This is a genomic window from Nonomuraea basaltis (assembly GCF_005893125.1).
In the GTDB taxonomy this organism is placed as follows: domain Bacteria; phylum Actinomycetota; class Actinomycetes; order Streptosporangiales; family Streptosporangiaceae; genus Nonomuraea; species Nonomuraea basaltis.
Genome location: NZ_VCJS01000014.1, coordinates 41,648 through 58,877, shown reverse-complemented (window position 1 = coordinate 58,877; position 17,230 = coordinate 41,648). Strand labels below are relative to the sequence as shown.

Sequence of the window (17,230 nt, the reverse complement as noted above, 5' to 3'; positions counted from 1 at the left end):
GGGGCCGACCCGAGCAGCAGTGAACTTTGTGGTACATGACGCGCGTTACCGTCGCTAAGGGCGGGGCGGCTGTAGCGCGGTTCTGGCTGGGATGACCGAGGCGGCGACGGCGAGCAGGAGGCAGATGCCGATGACCGCGCCGATGATCGGCCAGGGAAGGATCATGCCGACGGTCATGCCGATCATATTGGTCAGTCCTGTGGTGATTCCGACCAGCGCCGTCACGGCCACCGCGATGCCGAGCAGCGCGCCGATCGCGACCACCAGGGTCGACTCCAGGGCGACGGTCCGCAGCACCTGGCCGGTGGTCGCGCCCGACAGTCGCAGCACGCGCAGATCGGTTGTCCGGTTGGTGGTGGCCATCAGCAGCGTGTTGGCGATGGAGATGGCGCTGTAGCCCACCGACAGCCCGACCAGGATGAGCACGAAGACCCAGACCAATTCGTCTTCATGGTCCTCGATGCTGGCCATCCGGTCGGTGACCTTCTCGATGACGGCTCCGGTGTCCGCCGGGACAGCAGTGGGGGTCGGGAGGTAGACGGGCTCGGTCAGTGCTGATGGATCGTGGTCGCGTACAGTCTGGCGGGTCAGCAGGATGTCGGCCGGGGCCTTCTTGAGGACCGCGACCACAGTGAGCCGCAGGCTCTGTCCGTCCTCGAACGCCACCGGCGCGGCGGTGCCGACGCGCCAGCCGCGCTCGCGGGCGGCCCACTCGGCCACGGCCATCGTCTGGCCGCCTCGTAGGTCCTGCAGGTCTCCGGCGATCACGTCCGCCTTGGTCCTGCCCGCCACGCCTGCGGCACTGAAGGGTCTGTCGCCTGTGTAGACGGTGGTCGGCAGCGTGGAGGAGCCTCCCGCGGCCGAGACCGCGGCGTCGGTGAGGCCCGGTGTGTCCTGCGGCGCGAGCACCCACTGCGCCTGGACGGCGGCGGCACGGCGCAGCCCGTTGGCCCCGACGTTGGTTTCCACCATCCCGGTGACCAGCACCGCGAAACCGACCGTGACCAGCACCGGCGCCGCGGTGGATGCGGTGCGCCGCACAGCGGTCAGTGCGCCCTGGCGCACCAGCATGCCGATCGCTCCGCTGCGAACCGGCCACGACACGGCGTGCACGAGCGGCGGGATGACCGCGGGCGCGAGCAGCGAGAGCCCGACGATCAGCGTCCCCGCCGCGTAGAAGGAGTACTGGATCACGCTGTCGGACTCACCGGCGATGAAGACACCGACCACCACCCCCACGAGGGTGAACAGCGCTCCGAACACCCACCGGCCGGCCGTCATCGGGCGTTCGTCCACCACGGCCTCGCGCAACGCCTCCAGCGGCGCCACCTTCGCAGCCCGGCGCGAAGCCGCCCATACCCCGAGCTGGGCCACCACCAGCCCGGCGGCGAAGCATGCCAGCATCGGCCACAGCTGGATCTCCACGGCGAAGCTCGGCGGTTGGAATCCCAGATTGACGAGGGTCTGGCCCAAGCCGGGAGCGCACACCGTACCGACAGCGACTCCGACCGCGGCGGCTGCCACGCCGATCACCAGCGCCTCGCCGTGCATCAGGGCGCGCATCTGGCGCGGCGTCGCACCCACCGTCCGCAGCAGCCCCAACTCCCTGCGCCGCTGCGCGACGCCGAACGCGAAGGTGGAGGCCACGATGAACACAGCCGTGAACGCCACCAGGATCGCCATGCCGCTGAGGATCTGGTAGCCGAACCACCGTGTCTGAACGTCTGCCACAGGTTCGGTCGCCGATCTGGCCTCACCGCTCAGGACCAGCCCCTTGGCGCCGACGACGGCTCGGGCCGCACGCTCGATCGCCGCGACGTCTGCACCGGCTTCGGCCACCAGCCCGATGACCCGCACCCCGCCGGTCCGCGCCTGGGCGAAGTAGTAGCCGGGGCCCGCGACCGTGCCGGACACCGAGTAGGACGCCGGTCCGGCGGCGGTGAGCACCGTCACCTGCCGGCCGGGTGCCAGCCCGAGCGCGCGGCTCACGACGACCTCATCGGGGCCGGCCGGGGGCTTGCCGGCGGCCAGCCGGTACGGCGCCAGCGCGGCGCTGGGCCACAGGTATCCCTGGGTGTCACCCGCGACGGGTTTGCCGCCGATGACCGCCTGAGCGTAGAAGGTCCGGTCGGGTACGGCCGCCGCCACCCTCGGGATCCGGCCTAGTCGCTCGGCCAGGGACCGGGCCTGCTCCGGTGGCCAGGGCTTGTCCGGGTAGAACAAGCCGTTGGCCTCTCCGCCGGTGGAGGGTGTCTTGACCAGGACGGCGGCCCCTGCGTACCGGGCGGGAACTTGAGGTTGGGCGGAGGCGAAGACCAGTCCCGTCATGGACAGGATGCCGACCGCCAGGCCGAGCGCGAGGAAGGTGCCGGCCAGGCTGCCCCAGCGGCCGCGCGCCAGATCCCAGGCCAGGGCGAGTGAACCGCCACCGCGCCACCGGCGGCCTGTCGCGCCCTGGACCCGCCGCGCTGATACATGTTTTTGGGCCCGCTTCAGCATGCCGCCGCCTCCAGGCTCGCCATCCGGGCCGCGATGGTCTCCGCGCCGGGGCTTCCGGTGAGCTCGTCTACCACCCGGCCGTCGGCCAGGAACAGCACCCGGTGGGCGTACGCGGCCGCGACCGGATCGTGCGTCACCATGATCACGGTCTGATTCTGGTGTTCCACGATCCCGCGCAGCAGCTTCAGCACGGATCGGGAGGTCGTGGTGTCCAGGGCGCCGGTCGGCTCGTCGGCGAAGATCACTGCGGGTTTGGTGACGAGCGCGCGGGCGATCGCCACGCGCTGCTGCTGGCCGCCGGACAGCTCACTGGGCCGGTGCCTGGCCCGCTCGGCCAGCCCGACCTCGGCCAGCGCCGCACGCACCTGCTCCACGCCGGGCCGGCGCCCCGCCAGGCGGAGCGGGAGGGCGACGTTCTGCTCCGCGGTCAGGGCGGAGACCAGGTTGAAGGACTGGAAGACGAACCCGACCCGCGCGCGGCGCAGCAGCGTCAGCTCGTCCTCCGTCAGCGTGCCGAGGTCAGTGCCGTCGATGACGACTTTGCCGTCGTTGGGCCGGTCCAGCCCGGCGGCGCAGTGCAGCAGCGTGGACTTTCCCGAGCCGGACGGTCCCATCACCGCGGTGAAAGTGCCCGGCGCGAATCCGGTGGTCACGGCGTCCAGCGCTGCCACCGCCTGGTCGCCGGAGCCGTACACCCTGCTCACCGACCACAACTGGACCATATCTGTCGATGTCATGCCTCGATCCAACCGGCGCGGGGATCTTGGCACATGGGCGCTGAGGCGAGAAACGCCGGTAGACCCAGCACTACCTCCGGTCCAGGACGCTCCCGTTGACCAGGCCCGCGAGATACGCTGTATGCGGCGTCACCGTCGAGTCCTCGCAGCCAATCCGTGGCTGAATTGCGAGGTGGCAGGCCTGTCAGCCGTTGATCTCATCGCCATGGACATCGCCGGGGTCTCCCAAGGGCCGCAGGCCTCCGGGCAGGTCGGGCAAGGCGAAAGAGTAACGGCCCAGCATGTTCACGTGGGCGCGGATGAAAGGCGACAGGCGGGCCACATCCGCATCGTTCACAGTGAACCCCTACGGGCAGGTGCGGCACGTCCGGCACCGCACCATCGACCTGTCGATCGCCGTCTTGCCCAGCCGGCTCGCCGGCCTTGCAGCCTTGCTTGCGAGGCAGGCGGCCGGTGCGGCCGACGGCGGCGGCCCACGCCCTCATCCCATCTCTGCGACCGAGATGATCAGCAAGAACGGCAGCGACGACGCCCGACCGCACGGGCTGGCCTGGCCTGCCCGGCTACAGGACCATGCAAGCGCCTCTGCTGGACCCCGGCTGGCAGAGCACCGAGCCCCGCTGACCAGCGCCTCATTGCTTAGCGGGAATTCCGGCCGGATATGACAGGACCCCAAGCCGCAGGGCACCCGGTTTGACGACCTCCTGACGGATGCCGGAGTGCAGCGCATAGCCGCGGCCGACCTCGACGCCATCGCAAACGATCTGGAGACGTGGGCCGCGCACGACTTGGTCGCCGTCATCGACCTCAGCGCGCGGAACGCCAGCATCTGGCGGGACCGCTTCCTCCCTTCCCCGGCACCGGCCCGGACGAAGACCAACCTGGGACCGACGAACGCTGAACCCCGTGCCGGTGTAGTTCCTGTCAGCGACGGCTATCCCACAACCAGTTGAGATTCTTTCTGGGAAGAGCGGAACGGAAACGGTGCCGAGTGCCGTGAGGTAGACATGGCAGACACGCGGGGTCCAGGTCGGCGACGATGCGAGCCACGGTCCGGTAGGCGGGCGAGGGCCAGCCGCGCGCCTTGGCGATGCTTTCGGCCTGCCGGTGGATGGTAGCCGCGCTGGGGCGAGGCTTGCGCAGGGCCAGCCCCTCGATGAAGGCTACGAGCTCGTCGGGGAACCGACGCAGCCCCCTTGTCGCGGCGGCCCGGGCGCGTCAAGGCGTCCAGGCCGCCTTGCCGGTAGTCGGCCAGCCACCGCTGCAGCGTCCGATAGGAGACGCCGCCCTCGTCCTGGGCAGCGGCCAGCTGCGCCAGCGGTACTTCCTCGTGCAGGTGCGGCGCGAGCATCTCGTACCGGCTCATGGCCAGGGCGCGCCCGGCCAAGCCGCCGGACACGCGGCCGGAGCTCCCGCTGCCCGGTCTGGCTTGTGCGTGTTGTTCGCTAGCGGTGCTCACCCCGTTATCGTCCGTCCCTGTCCTGCGTCACCGAAGGCTGATCATTGTCACCGAAGGTTGATGACCACCAGTTTCGTGCCGCCAAAGGTTGAGTGACGCGTCGCCGGTCGTCAGGAGTGACGTTGGAGGAACTCGCGGTTGGTACGCGGATCCGGCGCTCTACGCGTTTGAGCTGGACTTCTACCAGGACGGTGTACGGTGTCGCAGACCGCTCGGGGCCAGCTGGAACGTGAGGTTCGAGCACGGACGAGTTACGCGGGCTGGTATTACTCGGCCACGACCGGCGATCACGTCGGGTACGAGTCCTGGCTGGAACGGGACTCCCGACGACCCCCACCTCGAACGGTCGACACGCTATGGGGGTGTAGGAGATTCCTTCGGCGGCCGCGAGAGCGCGGGCTTGTTCGCGGCGGGCGGCGCTACTGTTTCTGGGCATAGTGTCGTCCTGTTCCAGCAGAGCCCCCACGCTGCCTTGCCTTCGCGGATGCACATGCGCTCAGCAGGAAGGAAGGCGAACTTCGCGGGCCCGAGGAACCTTGGCCGACGGTGCCACCGCGTCGGCGTGGGCGGCGGTGGCAGCGGCGAGGAGCGTGCGCGTCCTGACTCCAGGTAGAAACATAGCGGGTCGAACGCCACTCGAACCAGATCGCCAGTTTTCGCTGAGCGCCACCGCTGCTTCGGTGTCTCCACGTAATCGTCAGGTGGATCCTGCCGGCAATTCGCGGCCTGTTTGCCCGCTCGGAGGTTCGCTTAGCTAGTCGTCGCGCCCTTTTCGGCGGATTTTGATCGTACGCATGTCCGTCACCGCGACCTGCAAGATCTCGTGCGCATACCCGTGCGCCTCCAGTGCGGCCATCGCATGTAGGGCGGCGTCGTCCTCGTCGTCGTCTGGCCCGGCGGGCACCTGGCAGCGGAAGGTGAAGGCCGATACGCTCGCGTCGTGAGTGAACGTGCCCACTTCGGTGTAGGCGGCGCCGCTCCCCGCCATCACGGCGGCCCGGCCGGCGTCGTCGAGCCCCTTGAACTTGCCTCTGATCGTCACTCTGAACACGGTCATTCCTCTCGTACGGCATAGCCCAGGACTCGCTCACCGAGCAGGCTCTCCACGATGTCCAGCAGTTCGAGGACGGCCTCGGCGATCGCGTCGGGACGCTCGCCCGCCGCCGTTCGTCTGCCGATCTCGGTCATGACCAGTGCGTGCAGGCAGCCGATGTGCCAGGCGACCGCGCGCGGCAGCGGATCGTACTCGGATGCGTCAGTCTCCTCGGCGAGCACAACCGTCAGCGCGTCCGTCATCTGACGGCCGAGGTCCTCCAGTCGGGCGGACAGCGTGGGCGCGGCTCGCATCATCTCCAATACGCTTCCGAATCCGGCGCTCAGCCCGACGCGGCGCTCGCGGCCGCGCACCTCCTCCCGAAGGCGCGCCAGCACCGCGCCCGCCGCGGACTCCCCAGGCCGACGCTGCCGCACGATGTCGGCCAGCCGCTGCGGGGAGGCCTCCTCGGGCGGCAGGACGAGGTCCTCCTTGGCCTCGAAGTAGTTGTAGACGGTGTTGACCGACACCTCGGCGGCCGCCGCGACCTCGGCGATCGTCACGTTCTCGAAGCCGCGCTCCACGAACAGGCCGATGGCCACCTCGGAGATACGCTGCCGAGTTTGCCGCTTCTTGCGCTCCCGCAGTCCTTCCTGCATAAGAGGAGTCTACTACAAAACTTAAGTCGATTATATTTTTGCAATGGGCTGTAGTTTCTGTCATGATCAACCAATGCATGTATCCCGATGCGAGCTGCTGCGCTGGCAGTTCGACTTGACCTGGTCGCTGTTCGATTACCACCTGGAGCGGCTGGAGCCCGCGGACTTCCTGTGGGAGCCCGCTTCCCGCTGCTGGACTGTGCGTCCGGACGTCGAGGGGACCTGGGTGCCTGACTGGGCGGAGATCGAGCCCGACCCCGTCCCGGTTCCCACGATCGGTTGGGTGAGCTGGCATATCGGCTGGTGGTGGAGCGTGACTATCGATCACGCTCAGGGCCGGACACCGCGGGAGAGGGCCGAGATCGCTTGGCCGGGTGATGGAAGGACCGCCATCGAGTGGTTGCGCAGCCTCCGTGAGGACTGGTTGGCGGTGCTGGACCGCCTCACCGACACCGACTTGGACGCCACGGCCCCCGCCTTCCCATGGCCAAGGGACTCCAAGCACACCGTCGCCCATATGGTCGCCTGGGTGAATTCCGAGCTGATGAAGAACGTCACTGAGATTGGTCAGCTTCGGCTGTTGCGGGCCGCTTCGGGGTGAAGTGAGCGATTCGGGGACCGAGACGGGCGAGAGTCTGGTCGGCGGCTCTCGTCAGGACTGCGCAAGTGATCATTGGGTGGCCCTCCTCCCGGAGGCCGCTGGAAAAGGACCTGAATATCAGGCACCTCGTCAGCGGCCTACCGGTACTCAAGCGAACTGGCTGGTCAGCCGCTTGAAGGGCTGTAAGCCACGTAAGGCAAGTAGGCTTACCAACTTCGATGACCAAGGCCCCGCGTCAGAGCGTCGGAACCGTACTGGGCCTAGTCGGCGGCGGACCCGCACCACCTTCCGGCCCGCGGCCTCGTTCCGTTATCGTCGCTTCGGCTCCGGCCACCTGTGAACGAGACAAAGGAGATCCGTGGCGCAGCCGCCAACTGTGGGCCCGCGGCTCATTCCCGGCCTCCTTCGGGTCGGAGCCGTGCTGGCCGCATCCGCGCCGGTCCTGCTGAAGACGTCCGGCGTCACCGCGGCCGAACTGGTCCTCGGGATCTGCGGTGGAATCGAGGGAGCAGGCCCCTTCCTCATGACGGTCACGCCATGGGGGAACCTGCTCTCATGGGCCGAGCTGATGTTGCTCGCTGTTCTGGCCTGCCTCCTTCTCGCGGCCCCGCGCTGGAGCGTAGCCCTGGGAACAGCAGCGATCTCAGCTGCTCTCATGCTCCGGCTCCCCTCCGAGACCCAGCACACCGACAGCGCTGGATACCTCCCTTTCGCACCGCACCGCACTGGGCGGCGGAGACGTGCTATGCCGCCGCCCTCATCGCGTTGCTGCTCACCGCGCGTTCGCCCAGCTCCCCGGCACGACCGGAAGCCGTCGTCTGGGCGCTCGCCATGGCGGCGTCGGCGTTCACGGCCGGATGGGCGTCACTCCGGCCGGCCTCGGGCCCTGCCGGATGGGTCCTCGGCACGACGCCGGCCGAGGTGCGGTGGAACCATCCGTGGGCGTGGTCGTGCAAGGCCGACGTGGACGGTGTCCTGATCGTCCTGGTCGCCCTGGCGGCAGCGGCGGGCACCGTCGCCACGCACCGGGCACGACGCCACATCACCCTGGCAACGGCCGCGCTCCTCGGCCTGGCCGCACTCCAACGAGCCATTGAGGATCTCACCCACGGCACCGAGTTCGCGCTCATGATCACCGGCATCCGCTGGAACCTGCTCGTCGCAGCCGCACTCGTTGCCGCCACCCTCTACGCGAAACGGCTTCTTCGTTTTCCGGCATCACGCGCACCCGCATAAGTCGTACACGGGCCATGCCCGGCGATCTCCTGGACCACCCGGCGGTCCACCCCGGCCCGCCGCATCCGCGTGATCGCCGAGTGCCGCATCATGTGCGGCCGAGCCCGAAACCCGGCCCGTTCGGCCAGGCGGCAGAACAGCTCGTGGGCGTTGTCGTACTTCATCGGCTCGCCCAGCGGAGGGTGGAACAGGTTGACGAACACCAGGTCAATCGAGGCGGCCTCGCTGACCTCGTCCCGCTCGTACTGGTAGTGCGAATACGCCTCGATCGTGTCGCGCTCCACCGGGATCGCACGCGGCTGCCGCGCCTTGGCGAACGCGCCGTTGGCGTTCAGGCGCCGCCGGACGTGGACGTGCGGCCCCTCATGCCGACAGTTCAGCACCCGAGAGTCCGGCAGCAGGTGCATGTCCTGCCTGCGGAGCCCCAGCGCTTCACCAATCCTCATGCCGGTCTCCGCAAGCAGCTGAATCAAGAAGACGTCGCGGGCGTGCCGGGCCAGGCCGAGCAGCACGCCGATCTCCTCATCTGAGAGCCACTCATAACCCGGCACCGCCACCCGGAACTTGATCGTGCGGGCCATCACCGTCCGGTGCTGACCGTCCTCACCCGCGTCGAACCCCGCAGGCAGAAAACGCAGATACTTCGGCCGGGACAACGCGTTGACCAGCGTCGGCGGCACCCACCCCTGCAGACAGCACCACGACAAGAACTCCCCGACCGTCCCATGATCGCGTTCGCGGTGCCCTCGCTGCGGTAGCGCGCCGTCGCCCCCGGCCTGCGCGACCGCGACCGCATCGGCTCGTCCACCAGCCACCGCATCATCGCCATCAACTGCGCCAAGCTCGGGCTCGACCAGTCCACGCCATGTCCCACGCAGTACGACAAGTACAAGGCGATCCGGCCCGCGTACGTCTTCTCGGTGTTGAACGCCCGGTCCGCCGCGCGCAGCCCCGCCAGATACGCGCACGCCTCGACATGCAACCCGAGATTCTCATCGACCACCACCCACGACACCGACTCATCGGCGGCCACCGCCCGCTCAGGCCGGAAGTACCGAGGCAGCACACCTGACATGCCTGACATGCCTGAAGACCCCTAGATATCTGTTCGGCAAGTACGCGCCAACCTTACTTGCCGAACATGTCTGACTACCAAGAGTCACTCAAGATAACGCTGTTAACGCCAGCATGAACGGCGGCGCGACGACGCCGGCATCCAGGACATCGGCGGTGCTGGCTGACGCGCACCATAGATCCGTCAGCTCATCTACGTCTATTGGTGCGAGACACGAGGAGAGCCCTTGCACCCTGACCATCAGCGCGACTTCACCGAGTTCGTCGCCAGCCGATCCGACAGCTTGATCAGGCTCGCCTATGTCCTGACCAACGACCAGCACGCCGCCGAGGACCTGCTGCAGACGGCGCTGGCCAAGACAGTCAGGCACTGGCGGCGTATCCGAGACAACCCGGAGGCGTACGTGCGGCGGGTCATGTACCACGAACAGGTGGGGCGGTGGCGCAGCCCGCGCTGGGGCCGCGAACGCGTGCACGAAGCGCCTCCCGATCACGGCGTGGCCGACCGCACCTCCGAGGTGGAGACCCGCATCACGCTGGGCAAGGCGTTACGGATCCTGCCCGCGCGCAAACGAGCGGTACTGGTGCTGCGCTACTACGAAGACCTCCCGGAGTCCGAGGTCGCCACGATCATGGGCTGCTCGGTGGGCACCGTACGCAGCCAAACCCATCAAGCCGTCGCCCGCCTGCGCAAGCTGGTCGGCGAGAGCGTCATCCTGGAGGGCCTGCAGTGACCATCGACGAACGGCGGATCGCCGAAGAGCTGCGCCTGATGGCCGGCGAAGCCACCCCCGTGGACCCGCTGGCTTATGCCACGCGGACGCTCGCCCGACGCCGGCGCCGGGCGTGGTCGGTCGCCGGGCTCACGACGGTGGCCGCGGCCGCCACGGTGGCCGCCACGGTGATCGCGGCGGTGGTCCTGCCCTCCCCGGACACCCCCGGCCCGGCCACCGCGGCCGGTGTGGCGGCCCTGCCGGACAACACCCCCGAGCAGTTGCGGCTCGTACGCGAGTGCATGCCCCAGGGCGGGCCCGTGCACAACATGGACGGGAACCGGCGGATCGCCGAGCAGGGGGCGGCTGACGACTTCCGGGTGCTGGTGGACTACCCAGACAAGGGCGGGAGTACTGCCCTGGTGGGCAGTGACGCCGGTTTCGTGCTCTGCACGCCGACCGATCAGAAGGACATGGCCGAGCGCGCGGTCTTCACCTACTGGGGGTTCAAGCCGCCCGGGAATCTAGCCGGGCTCTCCGGTGATCTGCAGGTGGACGCATACACCAGCCACACGCATTCGTACACCGTCGGCAAGCAGCGGATCCAGAAGGACGACGTGTACCGGGTCGTCACCGGGCGGGTCAGCGACGCCGTGCGACGGGTTGAGGTCGACTGGGCGGACGGGCGGCGTACGTCGGCGCGGATCGCCAACGGGTTCTTCATCGTACGGATCACCGGGAAGCTGGTGCGCGACCCCGAAGACCCTGAGAATAAGGAGGCCACGATCCTGGAGTCGCCGCCCGTCACGGTGACGGCGTACGGGACCGACGGGAAGGTGCTGCGGCAGGAGAAGGACGTCGCCTTCGGGCCGCTGGGGCGCGGCAGCGACTGACGGCATCAGGCAGCCGCTGGATCCGCGAGGGCGGCGGCTGCCGACCTCAGGCCCGTACGACGCTCTCCACCGCAGTCCTGGGTTCGCCCGACCCTGAGTACGACAGCCGGAAGGTTAACGAGCGCGTTGACCGGCGTCGGCGGCCACCGCCCGCTCAGGCCGGTAGTACCGAGGCAGCGCACCTGACATGCCTGAAGACCCCTGAATACTAGTGAGGCAAGTACGCGCCAACCTTACTTGCCTGACATGGCTGACTGCTAAGAGTCACCCAAGATAACGGGCCGCCTTCCCCGTGCCCGAACGGTCATGCTGCACTTGGCCTCCCAGGAGCCCCGGATTGCGCACGGCCACGAGCAGGCACTGGAGAAGATCTTCCACCTGCCGCTGCCATCCCTGGCCGACGGTCTGCCGGTCCTGTCCTTCGGATCACCCAAGCTGACCATCGAGGTGACACCCGCGACCTTTGCGCGACTGCGCCGGGAACTGGACCGTCTGGACTACGACCGGTTGATGGCCCTGCAGCGCGAGCTGGACATCAACGGAATCCACCTGTTCTGCCGCAACAGCACAACATCGCTGCCCGAACACGTGATCCAGGTGAACGCGCACCTCGGCCGGAGCCTCGTCGTGGACCGGGCCACCGGCGTCTCGAGCGCGGCCCAGGTCAGCGCCGACCCGCACGTCAGCAACGGCCAGGAGCTGCAGATCGCCCAGTACACCCAGGCCGGCCGCTCGGCGGTCCTCACCCTGACTGTAACTGTGACGGTCTGAGGCCAGGCTGAGTCGTGGATCATCTGAGGACCGCATGGACGGCGCTGCCCGCTTCGGTGATGAAGTGGAGGCGTTTGGTCAGGCTCTCGTCATGGGTTTGTTGGCGGTGCCGGGTAGGGGAGGCAGTCGGCGCTGGCCGGGAATTGGTGATCACGGGTTGGTCGCTGCCAGCTTCGCGCACAAGCTGTGCCAGGTTGCCCCACATCTGCCGCCTAAGGTCCTCCGTTTTTCGGGAATAATCATGAGGGAGAGGCGAGTTGTAGCCGGATCGGCTCGGTTAAGGAGGCCCGTGCTCCCTCAATGTCAGCGAGCCGCGCCGCGACCGTCGCCATCGCTAGTCGTTCTGGCAGGACTGCGGAGAACTTCAGCCCACTGACCGCGCGGCGGTCGACTTCTGGCAGAGCAAGAATCTCGCCCTTGCCCGCTTTATCTCGGGCCTCTCGCCAAAGAGCGGGCGTAAAGTCTTCGCGCAGCCGTACGGAGAAGTCCGTGGGCCGCTGGATCGGGTCGGCGATCGACGGCAATGTGGCGGTGAGCGTTGCGTTCGCGCGGTATCCGGCCCAAGTCCACCAGTGAACGCCGTCACCTGCGCGGGTGATCAGCGTTCCTCCGGGATGCACAGTGTCGGGCGCTTCCTCCTCTCGCCATTCGGCGAGCTTGACCTGGGCACGGCGGGTCAATGACACCGGTGGATCTGCCCCGAGCAGGACCTCACGCATTGCCCGTGTCAAGCTGTAGGACAGTCCGGCGATGCCGTAACTTGTCCACTTGGCGACGCCACCGCCTTCGGCCGGCTCGACGAAGGCCCGTTTGCGTGTCCAGTCGATGAAGGCCACCCGCCAGCTCCGGCCACCGAGCAGGAGCAGGCGTGGTCCCGCTCTTTCCTCGGTCAGCAGCGAGGGATCGGTCTGCCCGATCTCCTGGCGGCCGGCCGTGGCACGCCGTCAGATCGCCGAGTGTGATCGCAAGCTCGCCCAGCATCGGGCTGCCCTTGAGGCGGGCGCGGATGCAGCCGTGGTCGCTGGATGGATCCAGGAAGAGCTCGACCGTAAGACGGCGGCCGAGCAACGTCTGAGCCGGGCGCACGTACTGCCTCGAAAGCGGCTGGGACGTGATGAACTGGCAGGGATCACGCGCCGGCTCGGAGATATGGCGCGCGTCCTCTCGAACGCCGACCCGTTGCGGAAGGCCAAGATCTACGCCGACATCGGACTGCGACTGATCTACCACCCGTCAAAACAAAAAGTCCTGGTCACGTCTGCGCGTGACCAGGACCCCATAGGCGACCGGTTTGTGTCCGAGGGGGACTTGAACTCCCAGGATCATGGGGGCAATGGGGTACATGCGCGGGCATCCGCACCCATCTTGAGCTGCCCGTACGCCGTTTTCTGATCTTGGCTGGGGCATCCAGGAACATCCGGGAACACGGGCGGCGGTATCAGTCGAAGTATCACGCGGGGGATCAGCCGCGGGCACCTCCTGGTGCAGGTTGAGGCACCTCCAACCCGCGACGAAGGTGGCAAGGCGATTCAGCGTCGCTACCCGTACGAGGTCTCGGTCACGCGCTCCACAGCGGACGTGTACCCGAATTCCAGGGACCGCCCAGTCGCATGTCTCACGTTGACCCCGCTGACCCGCCAACCCAGCGGCAGTTAGGCGGCCGGGGGCCGGTGACTCTAACACCGGGCCCCGGCCTAGACCCAGCCACCTGACCAAACCAGGAGCCAGGCCATGAGCCAGTACCCTTCCACACCCACGATCGGCCTGGAAGCGAATCCCGCCGACGAGATGCAGCCGAAGCGCATCCGGCGCTTCTTCACCGACCTTCTCCGCCACCGTCACCCGCGTGCCGTGCCGGTCGCTGAGCGGCCTGTGGACACTGGCGCGGGTCGCGTCGGAGACCGGGTCATCCTCGGCTTCGCGGTGGCCGTCCTGCTGGCCGTTGCCGCGGCTGCGGCCTACGTCTCGTACCACCACTTCTACGGCCTGGCCATCGCCCTCGGGGAACGGCACGACATGGCCATCCTGTACCCGGCCATGTCCGACGGCGTGATCGTCATGGCGTCGCTGGTGATGGTCTACTGCTCGCGTCGCCAGATCCGCGTGCCAGTCCTGGCGTGGGTCGCCCTGGCCCTGGGAGGCGCAGTCACTCTGGCCGCGAACGTGGCGCACGGCTGGTCCGACGGACTCGGATCGCGCCTGGTCAGCGCCCTGGCGCCGCTGGCATTCGCGGGTGCGTACGAGCTGCTCATGTGGATCGTCCGCAACAACCGTCGGCCATCGGGTGAGACGCCGGTGAAGGAGCACGTGTGCCAGCCCATTGAGACCGTCGTCGAGGTGGAGCGCGAGGTGCCGGTGCTGCCCACCGACCGGTACGCGGCGGCGCGGCTGGCCTACCTCGACAGCCTCGGGGAGGGTAAGCAGCGCCTGGGCCGCCGCCCGCTGATGAACCGGTGGGGGCTGGAGCAGCGCGAGGCCGAAGAGATCATCGCGGAGGTGGATCAGGAGCGGATGCAGGCCGCCGTAGCGACGGAGGCCGGCACGCCCGACGCAGAGGCCGCCATGCTGTCGCTGAGCGGCGCGGAGCCGACTGGCGCGAGTCAGGCGGAGGCGGCGTGATGACCACCTTCCTGATCCCCGCCATGGGCGTGGGCGTGTTCCTGTTGTGTGCCACGCGGGAGGCGAGCGCGGACGCCCGGACCGTCGGGCAGATGTGGGCGGTCATACGCCGGGCCGGGTGGAGCCGTACGGCTTTCACCGCGGCACGGGTCGCCGTGGTGCTTGTGCTGCTCATCTTCGCGGACGTGTGCCGTCTGGTCGGGCACGCGGTCGCTGGGGCGCGGGTCGTCGTCGAGGCGCTCGCCGTGCACGCCGAGATCCTCGGCTCGCTGGTCACGCGGACGGAGGTGCGGGCATGACTGCGACAGAGGAGATGAGCGACGGCATGGTGATCGCCCTCCAGGACGAGGATGTGCGCCTCGCCGCCGAGGCCGTGCAGGAGAGGGCGGTTCAGGAGAGCCCGGATGCGGGCGACGGTGTCCTTGAGGGCGCCGTGGTTCTCGTCGATCAGGCGCACCGGCCCGAACCGACGGACCTGCTCGCCGAGCTGGCCGCGCGCCGCCGGGAGCGGCAGCCGCTGGTCCCGCTGTGGCTGCGGTCGCGGGCGGATGCCTTGCAGGTGCTGAAGTGGCAGGCCGAGCACACCGGCTACGTGCTGGCCTACCACGCGCTGCGCGCCCCGAGATACGCGGCCAAGCTCGCGGCCCGTTCCCCGGCTGGCGCCTGGCGGCTGCTGGTGGCGCTGGTGCGGTGGCTGTTCGATCTGGAGGGCCGTCCGGTGCGGCGGGCGGCGGCCACGAAGGAGGAGGCCGCGGAGTACCTGGCTCTGTCGCGGCAGCGCGACGACCGGGTCAAGGCGCGGCTGTGGACGCTCCTCGTCGGCGCGATCACGGCGGTCCTGGTCGGCATCTTCGTCGCCGTGGCGGCCCCGACCTGGGTGCAGTGGGCGATCCTCGGCGTGCTCATCGCCGGGGCGGGAGTGCTCGGAACGCCCGCCGATCAGCCGCTGCTGGACCGGGCGGTCGTCCCCAACCGGGTGCGCAAGCTGACCAGTGATCAGGTGCTGGACGCGCTCGGCTCGCTCGGCATCTCGGCCATCAACCAGGCGCTCGGTAAGAACGGGCGCGGCATCACCTTCCCTGCCCCGATCATGCGTGACGGGCCGGGTTGGCGGGCTGAGGTGGATCTTCCGCTGGGCGTGACGGTGGGGGAGGTGCTGGAGAAGCGCGACAAGCTCGCCTCCGGCCTGCGCCGCGCGCTGGGCTGCGTGTGGCCCGAGCCGGTGTCGGAGGAGCATCCCGGCCGGCTGGTGCTGTGGGTGGGCGATCAGGAGATGCGTAAGGCCCGGCAGCCCGCCTGGCCGCTGGCCGAGTCGGGGCAGGTCAGCCTGTTCGAGCCCGTTCCGTACGGCAACGACCAGCGCGGCCGGCCGATCTCGATCCTGCTCATGTTCGCCAACGTGCTCATCGGCTCGATGCCGCGCTACGGCAAGACGTTCGCGCTGCGGGTGCTGCTGCTGGCCTGCGCGCTGGACCCGCTGGCCGAGTTGCGGCTGTTCGAGCTGAAGGGCACCGGGGATCTGTCGGCGCTGGAGAAGGTGGCCCATCACTACGCCAAGGGTGCCACCGACTCCGCCAAGGCCGCGTGCGTCGCGTCGCTGGCCGAGGTGTACGCCGAGCTGGACCGGCGCGCGGAGGTTATCGACGGCTTGCCGCGCCACCAGGCGCCCGAGTTCAAGGTCACGCCCGAGCTGGCGGCCCGGCGCGATCTAGGGCTGCACCCGATGGTGGTGGCTATCGACGAGTGTCAGGAACTGTTCGCCGACGACGAGTACGGCGAGGAGGCCGCCAAGTATGCGACCGCGATCATCAAGCGCGGCCCGGCCCTCGGGATCATCCTCATCCTGGCCACCCAGCGGCCGGACAAGGACAGCCTGCCCAAGGCGATCTCGGCGAATGCGGGCATCCGGATCTGTTTGCGGGTGATGGGGTGGCAGGAGAACGACATGATCCTCGGCACCGGCATGCACCAGGCCGGGGTCAAGGCCACCATGTTCACCCTGAACGACAAGGGCATCTCTTGGGCGGTCGGCATCGCTGAGGACCCGATGATAGTCCGGTCCGCCTACCTGGACGGCCCCACCTCGGAGCTGATCGCCGAGCGCGCCCACCAGATTCGCCAGGAGGCCGGAACGCTGTCCGGGCAGGCCATCGGCCAGGAAGGGCCGCAGCGGGTCTCCTACGACCTCCTGGCCGACATCCTGACCGTCACCACCGCCAAGGAAGAGAAGGTCTGGAACAGCACGGTGGTGGACCGGCTGGCCGAGTTCCGGCCGGACGCCTACGGCCAGTGGGTGGACCTGGAGGACGACGCCAAGACCGCCACACTGACCGCGCGGCTCAAGGAGTACGGGGTCAAGACCGAGGACACCTGGGGCCGCGACGCCGCCGGTAAGGGGCGCAACCGCAAGGGCTTCGGCCGGTCCGACATCGCCGACGTGTACGGCAAGCGGAAGGCCCAGCCCTAGCGCCCAGATCACCTCCCCGAACGCCCCTGGAGCCGCTTCCGGGGGCGTTCGCATGGGGTCGCTAGAACGCTAGATCCCAGCTCAGGACGAGGTCGCACTGCTAGTCAAGCCGCTAGACCTCGCGGCTGCACCCGCTAGAAGGGGCCCTCGCGGCTACCAGGACATGGGCTGGATCTGCCCCGAGGCCCTGCGGCGGGCTGGGTCGTTACCCCGCTTCAGCGTCGCGACATCCGAATATTACTTATAGTTACAATTCAGCTACTCTCTGCTTTAACTGGTGGGGGAGCTGGGAAGATGCGTGGCGACGCCTGCTGGTCACGTGCACGGTGAGGGGGTGATTTTTGTGCAGACAGTTTCGTATGAGGCGCCGCAGGTGGTCGAGCTTGGTGATTTCGCTGAGCTGACCCGCGGAGAGTTCGGGGACTGGCCGGATTACCCGGTCGGGCTGTGGCTGTAGTGAGAGGTGCCG

At 68.5% G+C, this 17,230-nt stretch carries 18 protein-coding genes; 10 read left to right on the top strand and 8 right to left on the bottom strand.

Annotation, left to right across the window (positions count from 1 at the left end; all coding sequences use genetic code 11):
• Positions 1–54: 54 nt before the first annotated feature.
• From EJK15_RS09145 to EJK15_RS09125, 6 genes are all read right to left on the bottom strand, one after another.
• Positions 55–2,499, bottom strand: a complete 2,445-nt coding sequence (locus tag EJK15_RS09145) for an FtsX-like permease family protein (protein WP_171074194.1) — start codon at positions 2,497–2,499, stop codon at positions 55–57.
• The gene (locus EJK15_RS09140) at positions 2,493–3,236 is read right to left on the bottom strand and encodes an ABC transporter ATP-binding protein (protein ID WP_138709942.1); all 744 of its coding nucleotides are present in this window, start codon (positions 3,234–3,236) and stop codon (positions 2,493–2,495) included. Before EJK15_RS09140 ends, EJK15_RS09145 begins: the two co-directional genes overlap by 7 nt.
• 184 nt (positions 3,237–3,420) lie before the next feature.
• The gene (locus tag EJK15_RS70340) at positions 3,421–3,573 is read right to left on the bottom strand and encodes a hypothetical protein (RefSeq protein ID WP_171074193.1); all 153 of its coding nucleotides are present in this window, start codon (positions 3,571–3,573) and stop codon (positions 3,421–3,423) included.
• A 597-nt stretch (positions 3,574–4,170) separates the two neighbouring features.
• On the bottom strand, positions 4,171–4,587 hold the full coding sequence (locus EJK15_RS77460; RefSeq protein WP_420847033.1) for a helix-turn-helix domain-containing protein: 417 nt from the start codon (positions 4,585–4,587) through the stop codon (positions 4,171–4,173).
• 862 nt (positions 4,588–5,449) lie between these two features.
• Positions 5,450–5,746 carry a DUF6204 family protein gene (locus EJK15_RS09130; protein WP_138709940.1) on the bottom strand — a complete coding sequence of 99 codons (297 nt, stop codon included), beginning with the start codon at positions 5,744–5,746 and terminating at the stop codon, positions 5,450–5,452.
• A gap of 2 nt (positions 5,747–5,748) precedes the next feature.
• A complete protein-coding gene (locus EJK15_RS09125; RefSeq protein ID WP_138709939.1) occupies positions 5,749–6,387 on the bottom strand; it encodes a TetR/AcrR family transcriptional regulator in 639 nt (212 codons plus the stop codon).
• Between the two features lie 73 nt (positions 6,388–6,460).
• Here EJK15_RS09125 and EJK15_RS09120 point away from each other — a divergent pair, with 73 nt between their 5' ends.
• Both EJK15_RS09120 and EJK15_RS09115 read left to right on the top strand, forming a co-directional pair.
• A complete protein-coding gene (locus tag EJK15_RS09120) occupies positions 6,461–6,988 on the top strand; it encodes a DinB family protein (protein WP_138709938.1) in 528 nt (175 codons plus the stop codon).
• A gap of 765 nt (positions 6,989–7,753) precedes the next feature.
• Positions 7,754–8,224, top strand: a complete 471-nt coding sequence (locus EJK15_RS09115) for a hypothetical protein (RefSeq protein WP_138709937.1) — start codon at positions 7,754–7,756, stop codon at positions 8,222–8,224.
• On the opposite strand, the gene EJK15_RS09110 is transcribed toward EJK15_RS09115, so the two are convergent.
• Entirely contained in the window at positions 8,176–9,039 is an 864-nt protein-coding gene (locus EJK15_RS09110) for a tyrosine-type recombinase/integrase (protein ID WP_206060736.1), read from the bottom strand. The genes EJK15_RS09115 and EJK15_RS09110 overlap by 49 nt on opposite strands.
• A 486-nt stretch (positions 9,040–9,525) precedes the next feature.
• Here EJK15_RS09110 and EJK15_RS09105 point away from each other — a divergent pair, with 486 nt between their 5' ends.
• The 3 genes from EJK15_RS09105 (at position 9,526) to EJK15_RS09095 (ending at position 11,675) form a co-directional block, all read left to right on the top strand.
• Positions 9,526–10,032 (top strand): SigE family RNA polymerase sigma factor, encoded by a 507-nt coding sequence (locus tag EJK15_RS09105; protein WP_138709936.1) that lies wholly within the window; start codon positions 9,526–9,528, stop codon positions 10,030–10,032.
• Positions 10,029–10,904 (top strand): hypothetical protein, encoded by an 876-nt coding sequence (locus EJK15_RS09100; RefSeq protein WP_138709935.1) that lies wholly within the window; start codon positions 10,029–10,031, stop codon positions 10,902–10,904. The genes EJK15_RS09105 and EJK15_RS09100 overlap by 4 nt, the downstream gene beginning before the upstream one ends.
• A 306-nt stretch (positions 10,905–11,210) precedes the next feature.
• The gene (locus tag EJK15_RS09095; RefSeq protein ID WP_138709934.1) at positions 11,211–11,675 is read left to right on the top strand and encodes a hypothetical protein; all 465 of its coding nucleotides are present in this window, start codon (positions 11,211–11,213) and stop codon (positions 11,673–11,675) included.
• A gap of 239 nt (positions 11,676–11,914) precedes the next feature.
• Here EJK15_RS09095 and EJK15_RS09090 read toward each other — a convergent pair whose 3' ends face one another.
• On the bottom strand, positions 11,915–12,511 hold the full coding sequence (locus EJK15_RS09090; protein ID WP_206060735.1) for a hypothetical protein: 597 nt from the start codon (positions 12,509–12,511) through the stop codon (positions 11,915–11,917).
• Positions 12,512–12,608: 97 nt separating this feature from the next.
• On the opposite strand from EJK15_RS09090, the gene EJK15_RS09085 reads away from it, so the two are divergent.
• The 5 genes from EJK15_RS09085 to EJK15_RS70335 all read left to right on the top strand — a co-directional run bounded on the left by EJK15_RS09085 (position 12,609) and on the right by EJK15_RS70335 (position 17,218).
• Positions 12,609–13,067, top strand: coding sequence for a hypothetical protein (locus tag EJK15_RS09085; RefSeq protein WP_138709933.1), 459 nt, complete (start codon positions 12,609–12,611; stop codon positions 13,065–13,067).
• A 339-nt stretch (positions 13,068–13,406) separates the two neighbouring features.
• Positions 13,407–14,294, top strand: a complete 888-nt coding sequence (locus EJK15_RS09080; RefSeq protein ID WP_138709932.1) for a DUF2637 domain-containing protein — start codon at positions 13,407–13,409, stop codon at positions 14,292–14,294.
• Positions 14,294–14,593, top strand: coding sequence for a hypothetical protein (locus tag EJK15_RS09075; protein ID WP_138709931.1), 300 nt, complete (start codon positions 14,294–14,296; stop codon positions 14,591–14,593). Before EJK15_RS09080 ends, EJK15_RS09075 begins: the two co-directional genes overlap by 1 nt.
• Positions 14,590–16,761, top strand: coding sequence for an FtsK/SpoIIIE domain-containing protein (locus EJK15_RS09070; protein WP_138709930.1), 2,172 nt, complete (start codon positions 14,590–14,592; stop codon positions 16,759–16,761). The genes EJK15_RS09075 and EJK15_RS09070 overlap by 4 nt, the downstream gene beginning before the upstream one ends.
• 343 nt (positions 16,762–17,104) lie before the next feature.
• A complete protein-coding gene (locus tag EJK15_RS70335; RefSeq protein WP_171074192.1) occupies positions 17,105–17,218 on the top strand; it encodes a lasso RiPP family leader peptide-containing protein in 114 nt (37 codons plus the stop codon).
• Positions 17,219–17,230: the final 12 nt, after the last annotated feature.

Excerpts from the sequence above, each read along its gene's own strand:
- EJK15_RS09145 (WP_171074194.1), bottom strand. The coding sequence starts at position 2,499 with ATGCTGAAGCGGGCCCAAAAACATGTATCAGCGCGGCGGGTCCAGGGC.
- EJK15_RS09075 (WP_138709931.1), top strand. The coding sequence starts at position 14,294 with ATGACCACCTTCCTGATCCCCGCCATGGGCGTGGGCGTGTTCCTGTTG.
- EJK15_RS09095 (WP_138709934.1), top strand. The coding sequence starts at position 11,211 with ATGCTGCACTTGGCCTCCCAGGAGCCCCGGATTGCGCACGGCCACGAG.
- EJK15_RS09080 (WP_138709932.1), top strand. The coding sequence starts at position 13,407 with ATGAGCCAGTACCCTTCCACACCCACGATCGGCCTGGAAGCGAATCCC.
- EJK15_RS09140 (WP_138709942.1), bottom strand. The coding sequence starts at position 3,236 with ATGACATCGACAGATATGGTCCAGTTGTGGTCGGTGAGCAGGGTGTAC.
- EJK15_RS77460 (WP_420847033.1), bottom strand. The coding sequence starts at position 4,587 with ATGCTCGCGCCGCACCTGCACGAGGAAGTACCGCTGGCGCAGCTGGCC.
- EJK15_RS09120 (WP_138709938.1), top strand. The coding sequence starts at position 6,461 with ATGCATGTATCCCGATGCGAGCTGCTGCGCTGGCAGTTCGACTTGACC.
- EJK15_RS09070 (WP_138709930.1), top strand. The coding sequence starts at position 14,590 with ATGACTGCGACAGAGGAGATGAGCGACGGCATGGTGATCGCCCTCCAG.
- EJK15_RS09125 (WP_138709939.1), bottom strand. The coding sequence starts at position 6,387 with ATGCAGGAAGGACTGCGGGAGCGCAAGAAGCGGCAAACTCGGCAGCGT.